The 16,749-nt window shown below is 34.1% G+C and carries 18 protein-coding genes; 8 read left to right on the forward strand and 10 right to left on the reverse strand.

The genetic code is table 11. The annotated features are described in order from the left end of the window. Positions 1-9: 9 nt before the first annotated feature. The 3 genes from FNW21_RS11205 (at position 10) to FNW21_RS11215 (ending at position 3,785) form a co-directional block, all read left to right on the forward strand. Entirely contained in the window at positions 10-489 is a 480-nt protein-coding gene (locus tag FNW21_RS11205; RefSeq protein WP_024981770.1) for an Lrp/AsnC family transcriptional regulator, read from the forward strand. A 99-nt stretch (positions 490-588) separates the two neighbouring features. Beyond that, complete coding sequence (locus FNW21_RS11210; protein ID WP_144256835.1) at positions 589-3,174, forward strand: phosphoenolpyruvate carboxylase; 2,586 nt, start codon at positions 589-591, stop codon at positions 3,172-3,174. A 95-nt stretch (positions 3,175-3,269) separates the two neighbouring features. Then, on the forward strand, positions 3,270-3,785 hold the full coding sequence (locus tag FNW21_RS11215) for a DinB family protein (RefSeq protein ID WP_144256836.1): 516 nt from the start codon (positions 3,270-3,272) through the stop codon (positions 3,783-3,785). 140 nt (positions 3,786-3,925) lie between these two features. Here FNW21_RS11215 and FNW21_RS11220 read toward each other — a convergent pair whose 3' ends face one another. Genes FNW21_RS11220 through FNW21_RS11235 form a run of 4 tightly spaced genes read right to left on the reverse strand, consistent with a single transcriptional unit; the run spans position 3,926 to position 6,014 of the window. Continuing rightward, positions 3,926-4,729, reverse strand: a complete 804-nt coding sequence (locus tag FNW21_RS11220; protein WP_144256837.1) for an NIPSNAP family protein — start codon at positions 4,727-4,729, stop codon at positions 3,926-3,928. A gap of 17 nt (positions 4,730-4,746) precedes the next feature. After that, the gene (locus FNW21_RS11225; protein ID WP_144256838.1) at positions 4,747-5,115 is read right to left on the reverse strand and encodes a VOC family protein; all 369 of its coding nucleotides are present in this window, start codon (positions 5,113-5,115) and stop codon (positions 4,747-4,749) included. 49 nt (positions 5,116-5,164) lie between these two features. Then, entirely contained in the window at positions 5,165-5,584 is a 420-nt protein-coding gene (locus FNW21_RS11230; protein WP_144256839.1) for a MauE/DoxX family redox-associated membrane protein, read from the reverse strand. A gap of 4 nt (positions 5,585-5,588) precedes the next feature. Beyond that, on the reverse strand, positions 5,589-6,014 hold the full coding sequence (locus FNW21_RS11235; RefSeq protein ID WP_144256840.1) for a GNAT family N-acetyltransferase: 426 nt from the start codon (positions 6,012-6,014) through the stop codon (positions 5,589-5,591). Positions 6,015-6,585: 571 nt separating this feature from the next. Here FNW21_RS11235 and FNW21_RS11240 point away from each other — a divergent pair. Further along, a complete protein-coding gene (locus FNW21_RS11240) occupies positions 6,586-6,813 on the forward strand; it encodes a VF530 family protein (RefSeq protein ID WP_144256841.1) in 228 nt (75 codons plus the stop codon). On the opposite strand, the gene FNW21_RS11245 is transcribed toward FNW21_RS11240, so the two are convergent. The 3 genes from FNW21_RS11245 to FNW21_RS11255 form a co-directional block, all read right to left on the reverse strand. Further along, positions 6,806-7,357 carry a DUF3575 domain-containing protein gene (locus FNW21_RS11245; RefSeq protein ID WP_144256842.1) on the reverse strand — a complete coding sequence of 184 codons (552 nt, stop codon included), beginning with the start codon at positions 7,355-7,357 and terminating at the stop codon, positions 6,806-6,808. The two genes, FNW21_RS11240 and FNW21_RS11245, sit on opposite strands and share 8 nt — an antisense overlap. Positions 7,358-7,475: 118 nt before the next feature. After that, positions 7,476-8,027, reverse strand: coding sequence for a GNAT family N-acetyltransferase (locus FNW21_RS11250; protein ID WP_144256843.1), 552 nt, complete (start codon positions 8,025-8,027; stop codon positions 7,476-7,478). Positions 8,028-8,046: 19 nt separating this feature from the next. Then, positions 8,047-8,898, reverse strand: a complete 852-nt coding sequence (locus FNW21_RS11255) for an aldose 1-epimerase family protein (protein ID WP_144256844.1) — start codon at positions 8,896-8,898, stop codon at positions 8,047-8,049. 171 nt (positions 8,899-9,069) lie between these two features. Between FNW21_RS11255 and FNW21_RS11260 the strand changes: the two genes are divergently transcribed. Next, the gene (locus tag FNW21_RS11260; RefSeq protein WP_144256845.1) at positions 9,070-11,316 is read left to right on the forward strand and encodes a M1 family metallopeptidase; all 2,247 of its coding nucleotides are present in this window, start codon (positions 9,070-9,072) and stop codon (positions 11,314-11,316) included. Positions 11,317-11,385: 69 nt separating this feature from the next. On the opposite strand, the gene FNW21_RS11265 is transcribed toward FNW21_RS11260, so the two are convergent. After that, positions 11,386-12,426, reverse strand: coding sequence for an agmatine deiminase family protein (locus FNW21_RS11265; protein ID WP_144256846.1), 1,041 nt, complete (start codon positions 12,424-12,426; stop codon positions 11,386-11,388). Positions 12,427-12,669: 243 nt separating this feature from the next. Between FNW21_RS11265 and FNW21_RS11270 the strand changes: the two genes are divergently transcribed. The 3 genes from FNW21_RS11270 (at position 12,670) to FNW21_RS11280 (ending at position 14,127) form a co-directional block, all read left to right on the forward strand. Beyond that, on the forward strand, positions 12,670-13,266 hold the full coding sequence (locus FNW21_RS11270; protein WP_144256847.1) for a SusC/RagA family TonB-linked outer membrane protein: 597 nt from the start codon (positions 12,670-12,672) through the stop codon (positions 13,264-13,266). A 185-nt stretch (positions 13,267-13,451) separates the two neighbouring features. Continuing rightward, positions 13,452-13,802 (forward strand): type II toxin-antitoxin system RelE/ParE family toxin, encoded by a 351-nt coding sequence (locus FNW21_RS11275; RefSeq protein ID WP_144256848.1) that lies wholly within the window; start codon positions 13,452-13,454, stop codon positions 13,800-13,802. Further along, positions 13,792-14,127 (forward strand): helix-turn-helix domain-containing protein, encoded by a 336-nt coding sequence (locus FNW21_RS11280; RefSeq protein WP_144256849.1) that lies wholly within the window; start codon positions 13,792-13,794, stop codon positions 14,125-14,127. The genes FNW21_RS11275 and FNW21_RS11280 overlap by 11 nt, the downstream gene beginning before the upstream one ends. Positions 14,128-14,233: 106 nt before the next feature. Here the strand turns inward: FNW21_RS11280 and FNW21_RS11285 are convergent, their stop codons facing one another. Then, positions 14,234-15,121, reverse strand: coding sequence for a carbon-nitrogen hydrolase (locus FNW21_RS11285; RefSeq protein ID WP_144256850.1), 888 nt, complete (start codon positions 15,119-15,121; stop codon positions 14,234-14,236). A 138-nt stretch (positions 15,122-15,259) separates the two neighbouring features. Then, on the reverse strand, positions 15,260-16,747 hold the full coding sequence (locus tag FNW21_RS11290) for an MFS transporter (RefSeq protein ID WP_144256851.1): 1,488 nt from the start codon (positions 16,745-16,747) through the stop codon (positions 15,260-15,262). Positions 16,748-16,749: the final 2 nt, after the last annotated feature.

Raw genomic sequence — 16,749 nt, forward strand, 5'->3', positions numbered from 1 at the left:
TAAAGAGTTATGAGTAAGTTTCGTTTAGATGAAGTAGATCACCAGATTTTAGATATGTTGATTGACAACACAAGAGTTCCATTTACGGACATTGCAAAAAAATTATTAATTTCTGCAGGAACTGTTCATGTTAGGGTAAAAAAAATGGAAGATGCTGGAATTATAATGGGTTCCTCATTGGTGCTTGATTATGATAAATTGGGGTATTCTTTTATTGCTTATGTAGGTGTTTTTCTAAACAATACCTCCCAAACTAAATTTGTTTTGGAGCGTATTAATGAAATTCCATTTGTAACTGTGGCTTCTGTAACAACAGGGAAATTTAATATTTTTTGTAAAATTAGAGCCAAAGACACGAAACACGCCAAAGATGTAATTTTTATGATCGATGATATCGAAGGAGTTTATCGTACAGAAACGATGATTTCATTAGAAGAAAGTATCAATGATAAAAAGCGTTTGATGCATACCATTTTCAAAGAAATGTAATACTGCTTGAATGCTATATTTTTAAAAAATATAACCTCAAGTTTATTCTTGGGGTTTTTTTATGAAGAATTAACTAAAATAAACCAACTATAACTCATTATGTACACGCTTCCTAAAATTGAACGTTTTAATCAAGATGTTCTTTCTAAATATCACATTTACAACAGTGTATTTATTACTTTGCCCTTTGATTCTATCGATAATACAGGTGTATTGTTGCCTATTTTTACTGATATTTGTGACAAAGGCTTTAGAAAACAAGAAACGCCAAAGGAGATTGTAAACTTCTTTTCAAAAAAGTACATGCACAGTGCTTCTGAAACGGATAAAATCAATTTGATGTTTCATTTTATTCAATACATTGAACGTCAGATTGTTTTGTTTGATGCTATCGAAGACGCCGCTTTTCCAGTAGTTAATAATATGGAAGGAAGAGGATCGCTACGAGATATTAAAGAAAAAGCAGATGCCAAAAATAAAGAAGCCGAATTGATAGATTTTTTAGAAAATTTTAATGTTCGTACGGTTTTAACGGCACATCCTACTCAATTCTATCCTGGTGCTGTATTGGGAATTATCAATGATTTGACGGAGGCTATTCGTAAAAATAACTTGCTAGACATCAAACAATTGTTGGCTCAATTGGGTAAAACGCCTTTTATACAAAACGAAAAACCAAATCCTTTTGACGAAGCGGTTAGTTTAATTTGGTACCTCGAAAATGTATTTTACAACACTTCGGGTGAAATGGTGCATTATTTAGAGAAAAATATTTTTAATGGCAATTCAATTCAAAATCCGTTGATAAAATTAGGATTTTGGCCTGGAGGCGATCGTGATGGAAATCCGTTTGTGACTACCGAAATTACATTAAAAGTTGCGGAACGGTTGCGTACCTCAATTTTGAAGTGTTATTATATCGAAATGAGAAGTTTAAAAAGGAAGTTAACATTCTCTGGTGTTGATGTTTTGGTAACCGAATTAGAACATAAGCTTTATCGTTCTGTTTTTTATTCAAAAGGAGAAATATTCCTTACTTTGGAAGAGTTCAAAGAGCAGTTGAATAAAATAAAAAATATTATTATCGACCAACATCAATCGCTTTATTTAGACGAATTGGATTCTTTATTGATTCGAGTGAATCTTTTTGGTTTTCATTTTGCCACTTTGGATATTCGTCAAAATAGTAAAATACACGATGCTGTTTTTAATGATGTTGTTGGATATTACTTAAATTCAGGCACTACGGTTTTTCCTGAAAATTATTTTCAATTATCCGAAGAGGAAAAATTCACAGTATTGTCAAATGTAACTGGAGATTTAGATCCTAATGTTTTTGATAATGAGATGACTCGTTTGACTATTGAGTCGATTCAAGCCATCAAAACCATTCAGTCCAAAAATGGTGAAGCGGGTGCCAATAGGTATATCATTAGTAATAACGAAAGTGCTTTGAATGTTATGGAGACTTTTGCGCTCTTTAAATTAAGTAATTGGGAAAATGCTACTGTGGATATTATTCCGCTTTTTGAATCTGTTGATGATCTTCAAAATGCACATGAAATAATGGAAAAATTGTATACTAATCCAGCTTACGCAAGCCATTTGCAGGCCAGAGGAAATAAGCAAACGATTATGCTTGGTTTTTCTGACGGTACCAAAGATGGTGGGTATTTAATGGCGAATTGGAGTATTTATAAAGCCAAAGAAGAGTTGACGGCTATTTCTAGAAAATACGGTATTAAAGCTATTTTCTTTGATGGACGTGGTGGACCTCCTGCTCGTGGTGGCGGAAAAACGCATAAATTCTACGCTTCATTAGGACCCAATATCGAAAATAATGAAATTCAAGTTACGGTTCAAGGGCAAACTATTAGCTCTAATTTTGGAACTTTAGATTCTTGCAGATACAATCTCGAAAATTTGTTGAGTGCTGGTGTGACTAATCAGGTGTTTAACAAAGGACAAAATGAATTGACAAAAAACGAAAAAGATATTCTAGATCAATTGGCCGAATTGGGGTATAACAAATATTTGAATTTCAAAAATCACCCTAAATTCATCCCGTATTTAGAGCAAATGAGTACGCTGAAATACTATGCAAAAACCAATATTGGTAGCCGTCCGTCCAAAAGAAGTAAGTCAGAACATTTAGACTTTGCTGATTTAAGAGCAATTCCTTTTGTAGGTTCTTGGAGCCAATTGAAGCAAAATGTTCCTGGTTTCTTTGGGGTAGGTTCTGCTTTGAAATATTTTGAAGAAAACAATCGTTGGGACGAAGTGCAAGATTTGTATGACAACTCTTTATTTGTAAAAACATTACTAGAAAATAGTATGATGTCGTTAGCAAAATCATTTTTTCCTTTGACGGCCTATATGAGAAATGATCCCGAGTTTGGTGATTTTTGGCAAATTATTTACGATGAGTTTTTAGAAACCAAACGATTATTACTTAAAATAGCGGGTCATAAAGAGCTTATGGAGAATTATCCTGATGGTAAGGCTTCTATTCAAATAAGAGAGCGTATTGTGCTGCCATTGTTGACAATACAACAATATGCTTTACTTCGAATAAATGAAATTAACAAAGAAGTGAACCCCGATTTAGAATTGATTAAAACCTATGAAAAAATCGTAACTCGTTCTCTTTTTGGAAATACAAATGCCAGCAGAAACTCGGCTTAATTCCTATTTTATTGCAACCAATTTGAAACCAATAAGTACTAACAATCTTTTTTGTTAGTACTTTTTCATTTAATCATATTTTAAAATCAATACTTATGACTACCAATCAATTACCAGAAAATGAATATTCTGTTTTCAATGCTACTTACATCAAAGCTGCTGCAAATGTTGAAATGATCGAAGAATTAGAAATTAGTTTGCATGATTTTATCAAGTTTGTTCAAAACATTCCAATGGATAAATTTGATTATCGTTATGCCGAAGGAAAATGGACAATCAAAGATATTATTCAGCATGTAATTGATACGGAACGCATTTTTAGTTACCGTGCTTTGCGAATTTCTAGAAACGATACAACACCTTTACCGGGTTTTGAAGAAAATGATTATGTAGCCAATACTCATGCTAATTCGAGAAGTATTCAAGATTTATTAGCCGAGTTTTCTGCAGTTCGGTATACGACTTTGTTTCTTTTTAAAAGTTTTTCGGCGGAACAGTTAACTAGAATGGGAACGGCATCAAATACTCAAATTTCGGTTCGGGCAATTGGTTTTATACTAATTGGGCATCAAAAACACCATCAACGAGTTTTTCAAGAGCGGTATTTGTAGCTCAATTTCGTATAAACTACGAAAAATAATCAGTTAATACTAAAACTTAAAAAGTGAGCTCTATTAGGCTCAATTTTAATGAATTAGAAAAATTGTTGAGGCAGTCTGCAACTAGATTTTTTAACAAAAAGTGTAATTTATTAATAATCTGAGTAATCAGTTGGGTATAAAAATAAAATATCCATGTGGGAAATATTGTTTTTGTATTTTTCCATAGCGATGAGTGCTTTCCATTCGGGTGAGGCTACAAAAGATTTCCAATGTTCTTCCCTGCTTTCTTGATTTTCGAAAGTGGTCATGTACATAAGATTTGGCATTTTTGGACCAGAAATCACTTCAGCATAAAAAACAGCATTGAATCCCAAAAGGTCAAAAAGTTTGATTTCGCCACCATCGTTAAACATAGTTACTTTGTTTTTATAAATAGCTTCGGTCGCTGACTCGTAACTTCTTAATTCGTAAACTCGATTGGCTCTGGAATTACGCAATGGCGTAGGGTTCAATTTGGGATGATCTACAAATGCTTTCAAAATAATAGATTCAATACGAACATAAGGTGGCTGGTTGTATACTGCTTCGAGATACGTTTTGCCTGATGTCAAGTAGCTTTTGTCCGTGTTCAATTTACTTTCAATCGAAAGGAATTGCTCCATGGATTGTAGCGGTAGGAGAACAATAATTTTTTTGATAGAGTCTGTAGGATTTGTTTTTGGTTTGAATACTCCAATAGTGGTAATCCCAATTTTTTTTAGCGCAGGCAAATAAGCATCTTTCAAATAGTTATCCACGATTTGTTCTTGCATTACTGAATGTAAAACATAGGTTTTGAGTTGGTACAATTGGCTACTTTGTTTGGACTTTTTAGTCAGTGTGGCTGTTTGCGAAAAAGCAATAGCGCTAAAAAAAAATACCAGTGCGAATAGGACTGAAGTTGATTTTTTCATAAATGTTTTTTTTTTGATTATTTAGAATAGAACTCTCCAAAATGCCATAAATTCCCCGCTGGATCGTGCAAGAAGCATTCTTTCCCCCAGTCGAGTTCAACAATGGGGACTATTTTTACGTTTTTGTAAGTAGCAGTAAGGTTTAATGCTACTAATTGATTCCAAAAAGCAGTTACATCCTCCACTTCCATAAAAACCATGGTGTTGTCTATCCAATCTTTGACATAGGCATCTTGTAAATAAAAACCAAAACCTTCGGTATTAAAATAACTCATCGTTGCTCGAATAGGAATTTCTTGAAATCCTAAATCCCGATAAAAATGGCGGGATATGTCATAATTTATGGTTCCTAAAAAAGGACGAATTGATTTGGGTTTGAATTCCATTAGTCAGTTTTATTACGGTTTATTAGTTTAATTGATTTTGTGATTGTTTTTATACTGTTTCCTTTTTGGGCTTATTAACAAGTATGCTCAAGGCAAATGCGCCAGCTGCTGCCGAAAACACCGAATAATCCAGCGGTGCTTTTATACTTCCTGACAACGTCATAGACAAGGCGAACAACACAAGTAATCCGCAACTTGCTTTGGCTACCCAATTGGTTTTGAATGGTGTGAGTAACAAAATACCTAAAGCAATTTCTAAACCTGTTGCTGCGAAAGCTAAAAACGGAATTAAACTATCTGGTGCATACGGATTTAAGGTTTTGGTATAATTGACAAAATTTTGCCAATTTCCCCAAGCGGATAGTTCTTTAGGCCACATTCCCAATCGGTCAGCCGAGGCGGACAAAAATCCAGCACTCAATGCGATGCGTAAAAACCATTCCGCTATTTTAGTTTCTGATATTTTCATATTGCTACTGTATTGATTTACTAAAGTGAAAAGCATTGATGACGAAGTTTTCTTTAAAATAGAGTTTGTGAGCTGTAGTTCTCAAGTGTCCGCTATCTAAATGTATGGTTTTGCAGTTTTCTTGTTTAGCAGTTTCGCATAGATGGTTTAGTAAAATAGATGCGTAGCTTTTGCCACGGCAAGTGACCAAAGTAGAAAGGTCGTCAATATATAACATTTTACCACAATAAAGCATCGAAAAAATACGGTATCCTGCTATTGAAACTACGATGCCATTTTCTTCAATGTAAAGTAAGGAGTAGCCCTCTTTTTGCATTTCTTGTATTTGTGCTACAAATTCATTTTGGTTCAACATGGGGCGTAAAAGAAACAGGGCTTCCCAGCAAGAAGCAATTTCATGAGGGGTATTTGCTTTTTTTATTTCAGTCATAAGTTGTTTTTGTTAGATTAAAAAAAGAATTATTTTAGTCTTTTATGCGATACAGTATTTTTTGAAAATCCGATTTGAATTTTTCTTTGTTTTCCAATGATCCCCAGCAAAGTAGAGTATAATATGCCAACGGTTTTACTCATGTATTCTGGCAAATTAACATAAAAATACACATCCTGTTTTTTGCTCTTTAAATACCGTTTGTGAAAATACTACTGTGCTTATAAAAAATAAAGTTATTATTAGAATTGAGGGTTTTTTGTCATTTTGTATCCAATTAAGAATTTGTATTCTAACTAAAAGAACGATTCTGCATCGAAAAATAGTTGTTAGAATACTCAAAAATAGCACAAAAAAACAATTGGGTGAGAAGTATTTTGAAAAATCCAGAATGAATAGAGGTGTAGGATAGTATTTATTGACTATTTGAGATTTTTAGGATTAATATCTGGATTCTTTTAGTGCAATTGGTTTCTTTCAAAGTGCTGTTTTAAGTTAGAATTTACGGTATAGAAAATTTAGATTTTTTTCATACGGTAAATTATAGCTTAAAATAGTATAATTTTGCAAAATGGAAAAGCAGCAATCAAAAGATCCTCTTCACGGAATTACACTCCTTATAGTTGTAGAAACATTGGTCAATCATTATGGTTTTGATACTTTGGGCGAATTGATTAAAATAAAATGTTTTAATGAAAATCCCAGTATAAAATCAAGTTTGACTTTTTTGAGGAAAACAGCTTGGGCTAGAAAACAAGTCGAAGAACTGTATTTAAAGTCGATTCCTAAATTTAATTGAGTTTGTATGAAATCATAATCCCACCTCTAAACGGAAGCCATTCGCCACTTTTGTTCCAATGTACGGCATGTTCATAACTGGCGTCATCACTTATTTGATAGCCGTGATAAAATCCTTGATGCCAGCCTCCGCCAACAAAATAATCGATAGTAAATTTATCGTTCCATTTTTTTTCATAGCCAATGGTAGCTCCAAAAAAATAGCCAAACCCTTTTTGGTATTTGTCTAAATGTTCGTAATTCCATTTTTGAAAATTATATTTTGACATTCCAGCATTCGCTCCGGCATAAAAACCATTGAATTTTTCGTTAAAATGATACCGAAATTCATTAGTAACGGTGTAAAATTGTCTGGGTTTACCATTGATTGACTTCCACGGAAAGGCGAGAATATCAAATTGGAAAGTTGTTTTTTTGCCAATACTAGTTTCGATACCAAAATTAGGCATCAAAGCCAATGCAGTCAAAGCATTTCCTTTTATATACGTTTGTCCAAAAGAAGCAATAGATAAAAAAAGAAGGACAACAAGTATGGATTTTTTCATGTTTTTAGGGCTTTTAAAACAAAAGAATTATTCGAATTTTTTTGGCAAATGTAAAGATAATTCGTTCAATTTAATGGTGCGTCACCTTAATAAATTGTTGTTTTAAAAATAAGTAGGATTAACTGTTAATTAAAAGCGAATAAATGACAGTATCTAGGAATTTATCGTTGTAAAATTCATTTTCTTTCAAATGAGCTTCTTTTACAAAGCCATTTTTGAGGAGTACTTTTTCTGATGCTGTATTTTCTGGAGCTATAATTGCTTCAATTGAGTGCAGTTTCATATCGTCAAAACCATAAGCGATTAGTCGTTTTACTGCCTCGGAAACAATTCCTTTTTGATGGTATTCAGGAAGTAACATGTATCCAATTTCGGCCCGAAAATGTTCTGGTTTTATTTTGTAAAAACCTATAATTCCAATAAGTTTAGGCGAATCCTTCATGGTTATTGCCCAATTAATGCCTTCATTATTTTCGATTTTAGCATCAATTAGAGCAATATGAGTCAAGGCTTCTTCAAGTGTTTTTGCTAATGGTCTTGGAATGTATTCCATAGTTTTAGCATTGGAACGCAACTCAAAAATTTCATTGACATCATCATTAGAAACTCGTCGAAGCACCAGCCGCTCGGTTTCTAAATCAGGAAAAGGATTAAAATTAAGTAATAACATTGTTTTTTTGTTAGGTGAATTAAATGATTTCGATGCTAAAACGCGACTCAAAAGTGGCTTCTTGTTCTAGAATTTGAATGCCTTCTTTGTCAAAAAGGTTGCCGTTGCTTTCCCTGGTATCCGAGTAACCAAACCAAGGTTCGATGCAAAGAAAAGGCGCATTGGGCTTTGTCCACAATCCTAAACTCGGAAAATTTTCAAACGAAACTTTTAGAATTGGTTTTGAATTTTCTAAAATTGAAACCGCATTTGAGTTGAGTTTTTTCAAAATTAACGCATCGTTTGCAAACAATTCATACGCAAGCGGCAATTGGTTATTGTGCAAAGAAATGGTTTTTGTTGTATTCGAAATTAAATCATTTTCTAATAAATAATAGTCTAACGATTCGTCAGTTGCAAATTCAAGTGCATAGTTCTCGAATGCGTTGGGCAATGCAAATGCGGGATGCGCACCTATGGAGAAGGGCATTGCAGTATTGGATGTGTTACTTACTTTGTATTCAATTATTAATCTGTTTTTACTTAAAGTATAAATGAGGTCTAATTCAAATTCAAAAGGGTATTTTTTTACCGTTTCAGCATCGGATGTAATCCTAAAAGTGGCGCTTGTTGCTGATTTTTCTACCAATGTAAATTCCATTTCACGAGCAAATCCATGACGGGATAAATGGTAATCAACACCTTGGTAGTGAAAGGAATTGTTGTTTAAAGTTCCCACAATTGGAAAAAGAATAGGGGAGTGCTTCCCCCAGAAATCAGGATTTCCATCCCAAATGTATTCTTTGTTTTGGTTGTTTTTCAAGGAAAATAATTCGGCTCCCAAATGATTTATTTGCGCTGTAAGTATTGAATTTGTGATGGTTGTTGTCAAAACAGTATGTATTTTATTAAAAATGGTTACTAAATGTAAATATATTTATTTAAAACTAAAAATAAAACAAATTGTACGGTTTAAGGTATTTTTTATAAATTTTAATCAATTTGTAGAATTTAATCTACTTTGGTTTTTTTTTCATTTATTTGCTAAATAAAAAGTAAAATAATGAAAACGAAAGGCTTTAAAATCCTGCATGTATTGACTTTACTATTTGGTTTTTGCACCATTTTTGCGCAACAAACAACAAAGTCTATTTATAATTATCAAGATGTATTTGCGTCCAATTTTTATACGCAAAACGGAACAGCAACTCGCTCCGCAAGCGGTCAACCGGGGGCTGAATATTGGCAAAACAGAGCTGATTACCAATTGAATGCAAAATTAGTTGCAGAAACCAATGAAATTATTGGTTCAGAAATTCTTACCTACACGAACAATAGTCCGGATAAAATGGCATTTGTTTGGATGAATTTAGATCAAAATTTATTCAAAGCCGATTCTCGAGGGAACGCTTTAGTCCCTTTGAAAGGAAGTCGCAATGGTGCGCAAGGGCAAGTTTTTGATGGTGGTCATAAAATAGTAGCTGTAAAAGTACTGTCAAATTCTAATGGAAAAACTGTTGAAACTCCTGTAAAATATAGTATTAATGACACAAGAATGCAGGTTTTCTTGCCACAAGAATTAAAATCCAAAGGCGGAATCGTAAAAATTAAAATCGATTTTTCATTCATAGCACCTCTTGAAGGTTCAGACCGAATGGGAGTTGTTGCGACCAAAAACGGTAAAATTTTTACCATTGCGCAATGGTATCCTAGAATGTGTGTGTATGACGATGTACGCGGTTGGAACACGAATCCGTATTTAGGAGCTTCTGAATTTTATTTGGAATACGGTGATTTTGACTTGAACATTACCGTTCCGTCCAATCATATTGTGGCTTGTTCAGGTGAGTTAATGAATCCTACAGCGGTATATTCTCTGGAAGAGCAAAAACGATTGAATGAGGCCAAACAAAGTGATAAAACCATTGTTATTCGGTCTGAAAATGAGGTGAATGCGCTGGCTAATACTGCGACTAGTACAACTAAAACATGGAATTTTAAAATAAAAAATGCCCGTGATGCTTCTTGGTCTTCCTCGGCTGCTTTTGTTATGGATGGGGCAAAAATCAATTTACCAAGTGGCAAAAAATCCTTGGCACTCTCCGTATATCCAGTCGAAAGTGCTGGTAATACTGCTTGGGGTCGCGCAACGGAATACACTAAAACGTCGATAGAAAATTATTCCAAAAGATGGTTTGAATATCCCTATCCTGTGGCGACAAATGTAGCGGGAAATGAGGGCGGAATGGAATATCCTGGCATCGTTTTTTGCAGTTGGGAATCAAAAGGAGAAGATTTATGGGGAGTTACGGATCATGAATTTGGTCACAACTGGTTTCCAATGGTAGTGGGGTCTAACGAACGATTATTTGCTTGGATGGACGAAGGTTTTAATACCTTTATCAATTCAATAAGTTCTTTTGATTTTAATAATGGCGAATATAAAATGAAGACCGCTGACCTTCATGCAACTGCTGATTACCTTACAAATCCAGCAATTGAGCATATTATGAGTTCTCCTGATAATATGAAAGAGGCTAATATTGGACTTTTGTGCTATACAAAACCAGGTTCAGGATTGACCATTTTACGGGAACAAATTTTGGGCAAAGAGCGATTTGATTTGGCTTTTAGAACCTATATCGAGCGTTGGGCTTTTAAGCATCCTACTCCAGATGATTTTTTTAGAACTATCGAAAATGTTGCTGGCGAAGACTTAAGTTGGTTTTGGCGGGGGTGGTTTATCAATAATTGGCGTTTAGACCAAGGAATCAATTCGGTTAAATATGTAAAAAATGACCCGAAATTAGGTGCTATTATTACGATTGAAAATTTCGAAAAAATGGCAATGCCAATAGTATTAGATGTAAAAACCAAAAGCGGAAAAATAACACGAGTAAAATTGCCAGTTGAAATTTGGCAGCGCAATGTAGATTGGTCTTTCAAACACAATTCAACCGAAGAAATTGCGAGTGTAACTTTGGATCCAGATCACGTATTTCCTGATGTTAATGAAGCCAATAACAAATGGTCATCAGAAAAAACCGCTGTCGAAGTAGATCAAGTGCTGGACGGATATGCAGGAACTTTTTCGAATAAAAATGCTCAAATTAAAATTGTAATTACCGAAAAAAGCAATGTATTATCAGTTTTAATTCCGGATTACCCTCAATTTACAATCGAATCAACTGGAAAAGATACTTTTGAATCGAAAGAAGCGGGACTTAATTTTGAATTTAACAGTGCCAAAAACGGATTTGATATGGTACTCTCGGATGGGAAAAAGATAAATTTTTCAAGGATTAAATAGTATTGGTATCATTTTTAATTTCAAAAAAAGGACTTGTAGTAGCAACTGCAAGTCCTTTTTTTGTAAAAGTTATTCTGGAATTTGCTGGCTTAAACAGTGCAAAGTACCAAAGCCCCAAATCAAATCGATAGCGTTTATCCCAATGATTTCTCTATCTGGGAAACAATCCGCAATGATATTCAAAGCAATTCTATCGTTTGCATCGTTAAAAGTTGGAACTAAAACACAGGTATTCAAAATCAAGAAATTAGCATAACTAGCGGGCAGTCGCAACCCATCAAAATCGATGCGTTTGGGCATGGGTAACTCCACTATTTTTGGCGATTTTCCGTTTTCTAATTTGGCATTTTGCAAACGTTTTAAGTTGTCTTGCAAAGGTTTGTAGTTGTTATCATTTGGGTCTGATTCTACAATGGTAATAATGGTGTCTTCGTTTATAAATCGGCATAAATCATCAATGTGACCGTGCGTATCATCGCCTTCAATGCCGTCTCCTAGCCAAATCACATTGGTAATTCCCAAATATTCTTTGAAAACGGCTTCATAATCAGCTTTGGTAAAACCCGGATTCCTAACTTGGATTGATGGATGCATCAAGCATTCTTCGGAGGTTAGTAAAGTCCCTTTTCCGTTACTGTCAATCGCTCCGCCTTCTACAATTACGGGTTTTCCGTTGTATAAAACTTGGGTAACAGGAAGTTGTAGCAATTCGCCCACTTTGGCAGGAACGTGCTTGTCTAAATTGATGTTTTTATATTTTGCCCAACCGTTAAAATTGAAATTTAAAGCCTCTCTTTTCGTTCCGTTTTTCACAATAATAGGTCCTGAATCCCGCATCCAGCTTCGGTTGGTTTTATAAACAAGAAACGAAATTTTTTCTAAATCAACGTGAGCCGTTTCGAGCATTCCTGTTACTTTGGTTTTTACATTTTCATCGGCAACGACCAAAAAAACGGTTTCAAAAGAGGCTACTTTTTTTATAAATTCTACAAAAGCCCATTGAATGGCTTCGTATTTTCCGGGCCAATCCTTGCCATTGTGCGGAAAACACAATAGGATTCCTTGTTGTTTTTCCCATTCGGCGGGGAAACGTCTGTTTGTAGTTGTCATAAAATGTAGCTAAAATGTATGACAGCAAATATAAACATTCGTGAGGATTATAAAAATGGAGGAATTGATAAATGTGAGGGGATTTTTTTTAGGTCGAACATTTGCTTTGTATGAAAAATCTTTTCTTAAGTAGTGATTTGTGAGACCGTTTCTATACATTTGCTATTAAATTTTTGCTTATTCAATAACTAGATTTTTATTTAAAAAAAAATCACTTTTGTATTAAACCATTAAACAAATTATATGAAAAAAATTATTCTTGGATTTATCATTTTTTTATCATTTTCGACATATTCACAGAACCGATATGAGCTTCTTGATAAAGGGAAAGAAAAATTATTTCTTTCAGATTTTCTTTCAAAAATGACAGAAAGTGGGTCAATCACAAATGAGCCTGTTGTTGTGGTGGATGGAAAGCCTTATCGGTATCAAGATTTAGAAAATCAAAAATTACCATTGTCAAAATTCGCTATTGAAAAAATTGAATTATTAAAAAAGACCGTAGGAATTGCTATTTATGGAAGTTATGGAGAGGCTGGGGTGCTGATAATTACAACTACAAAATCAAAAATATTTTTGTTAGAGAATGAAGATGATTCGGTGTATTATTTGGTTGATAAAATCAAAACTGCGTTTCAAAGTGAGCAAATTGCAAATTCACCATTAATCGCAATAGATGGTGTCCCTTTTGAATACGATAAAACACTAAATACGATAATTTTGCCTATAAAGAAAGAGGAAATAACGGATGTTACTATTTTGAATAAAAACAGCAGTCCTGTTATTTATGGAAAAGACGAAATTTATGGAGCAATTATAATTTCTACGTCAAAAAAATAAGTTATTTACAAAAAAAACAATTTAATTGTTAAATCAAAACCCAACAAAAAAGGACTAAAACACCATCGTTTTAGTCCTTCTTTTAAAGTATTTCAAAAATTCCAAAAAACATTTTCTTTAAAAAACGAAAAAACATTTTTACTCGAAACACTTGTGTATCTTTGTATGGAAACAAAAAAAACAGAGTGGATAAATTTAAAGTATTGTTTTTGACCGAAGCAAGGGAATTTCTTCTTGAATTAGACGAAAAAAGTCGAGACAAGATCATTTTCAATATAGACAAATCGAAAATTAAAAATGATAATGAGTTATTCAAAAAACTGAAAGGTGAAATTTGGGAGTTCAGAACATTATATAATAAAACGCAGTTTAGAATTTTTGCTTTTTGGGACAAAACAGATAAAATAGCAACTTTAGTTTTAGCAACTCACGGAATAATAAAGAAAACCGGAAAAACTCCTGAAAAGGAAATAGAAAAAGCTGAAAATATACGATTAAGATACTTTGAACTTAAAAATAAGAGCAATGAAAAATAAAGAAAATGAATTAGAAATGTTCTCTTTTGATGCAATAAAAGACGAATTTATTGGCGAAGTTGGAACTGTAAAAAGAACGCTTTATGAACAAGAACTTCAAATGGAAATTCTGGGTGATTTAATAAAAAAAGTTCGTTTGGAAAGAAATATGACGCAAGAAGAACTAGGAAAATTAATTGGTGTTCAAAGAGCGCAAATCTCAAAATTAGAGAATAATACCACTAACGTCACTGTTGAAACAATATTAAGAGTTTTTAGTGCATTGAAAGCAAAAGTAAATTTTAATGTAGAAATTTTGAATAGCAACATAAAAATTGCAGGTTAAAGTACTACTAGCTGATTTCGAACTTTGATAATTCCCAACAAAAAAAGGACTAAACGCCATCGTTTTAGTCCTTTTTTTTGAATAAAATACCTGTAAATCTTTACATTTAATCAATCGCTCTTTTCGTAATATCCCCAAAAGCGTCAATGCGTCTATCTCTAAAAAATGGCCAATTCTGACGCACATTTTCTTGTAAATCCAAATCGACTTCGGCAATCAGGATTTCTTCTTTATCGTGGGAGGCTTGTGCCAAAATTTCGCCTTGTGGGCCAGCAATAAACGAGGAACCCCAAAACTGAATTCCAGCGGTATCAGGTAAGTATTGTTCTAAACCAATGCGGTTAGCGGCGGCTACATACACGCCATTGGCCACAGCGTGCCCTTTCATTACATTCATCCAAGCACCATGTTGGTTTTCGCCATATTGCTCTTTTTCCAATGGATGCCAACCAATAGCTGTTGGGTAAAACAAGACATCAGCACCTTGCAAAGCCGTTAATCGTGCGGCTTCGGGATACCATTGATCCCAACAAATAAGTGTTCCAATTTTTCCTTTTTGAGTCGGAAACGCTTTGAAACCTAAATCACCAGGAGTGAAATAGAATTTTTCGTAAAAATGAGGATCGTCAGGAATGTGCATTTTGCGATACAATCCCGCTTCGGAACCATCAGTGTCGATGATGTAAGCGCTGTTGTGGTAAATTCCTGCCATTCTTTTTTCGAAAAAAGGAACGATAATTACCACGCCTAACTCTTTTGCCAAAGCACTAAAAGCAATAAACGAAGTGCTGTACAAAGGTTCTGCTAAAGCAAAATTATCTACATCCTCGCTTTGACAAAAATAGTGACTGCTGTATAATTCGGGTAACGAAATCACTTCGGCACCTTGATTGGCGGCATCACGAACCCAAGACAAACATTTTTTGAGGTTGTTTTCGGCAATGTCATTCAGATTCAATTGAATAACCGCTATTTTGTATTTCTTCTTTGACATAAGGCAAAATTTTAGACTGCAAAAATAAGAATTTTTATAACGAGTAGCCGCAATACCCAATAGTTTTTCGATAGTATTTGGAACAAAAAAAAGCTTTTGAAACGATTCAAAAGCTTTTTAGAGTAGGCATTATGTTGTTTATTTAGATGATTTTCGCTCCATTACTTTGGATAAATCAGGTTGTTTTTCGTTCATTATTTTGGTTACTGTACGGTGCATCCAAATTAAACAAATAGCCGAAAAGAGCAACACAAATATCCAAGAACTGGACCAAATACCAGTTGCAGTTAATAAATATCCAAAGATAATTGGCCCAAAGAAACCACCTAAACCACCTATCATTCCTACCATTCCGCCCACAACACCTACTTCGGTTGGGAAATATTCTGGAATGTGTTTGTAAACGGCTGCTTTGCCAATTCCCCAAGAAATACCGATTAGAATAACCAAAATTAGGTACACCCACATATTGGCATCAAAATGAATAGCCGTAATTCCTTTGGCTACTAATTCTTTTTTCTTCACTTCTTGGTTTTCTTTTACAATGACTTCTTGCCAAGAATTTTTGGTTGGAAAAATAGTACTTTCAATTGGTTTTTCTACCTTTTGATTGATAGCAAAATCTTTATCGCCAATTTTCACATTCGTATCTGATACAGAAGTAATTATACCTTTTTTACCAGCCATAACCCCAGGACCAGCTGTTGTAATATCCATTTTTGGAATCATTAATAACGAACTCAAAATAACAGAAGAGCTTAATACCCAGTACATTACTTTTCTAGCGCCATATTTATCAGATAAAAAGCCACCAAAGGCACGAATAACACCTGAAGGCAAACTGAACATGGTGGCAAACAAACCTCCCATAACCAAACTCGTTTGGTAGACATTCATAAAGTTAGGCAACAACCATTGCGAATACGCTACAAAGCAACCAAATACTAAAAAGTAGTAGGCTCCAAATCGCCAAACACGAACGCTTTTTAAAGAGCCAAGCATTTGTGAAACGGTTTTGGTTTGGTTTTCTATTTTTTTGTTTTTGGCAAAAATCAAGAAGATAATACCAATGATTACTAAAGCTGCACCATAAAGTAAAGGCAATAATTTCCATCCGTTTTGTGGATCTTCAATCGAAAAGTGATTCAATAAGGAAGGGGCAAGGAAGGTTGTAATGGCTGCACCCGCATTTCCCATTCCGAAAATCCCCAAGGCTCTACCTTGCCATTCTTTGGGATACCAAATGGATGTAAATCCAATTCCTACTGCAAAACTAGTTCCCACCATTCCAAAAAAGAAGCTCAAAATGGCAAACATGGTAAAGCTATCCGCTAATGGTAGTAAAAATAAAGGAATAGAACAAAGTAGTAATAGGATAGAAAAAACGTATTTCCCTCCAAATTTATCGGTCAAAATACCAATGGGTAACCGCATGATGGAACCAGTAAGAATGGGAATTCCTAAAAGCCATCCTACTTGAACAACGCTCCATTTGAAAATGCCATTATCGACCAAAAAAGTGACTAATACACCATTTAAAGTCCAACAAGCAAAACATACGGTAAACGCAAGTGTGTTTAAAAATAAAATCCTATGGGATTGGGATAAAGAGTTTGATTGTGACATAA

Origin of the sequence: Flavobacterium restrictum, assembly GCF_007097245.1 — a bacterium.
GTDB classification, from domain to species: domain Bacteria; phylum Bacteroidota; class Bacteroidia; order Flavobacteriales; family Flavobacteriaceae; genus Flavobacterium; species Flavobacterium restrictum.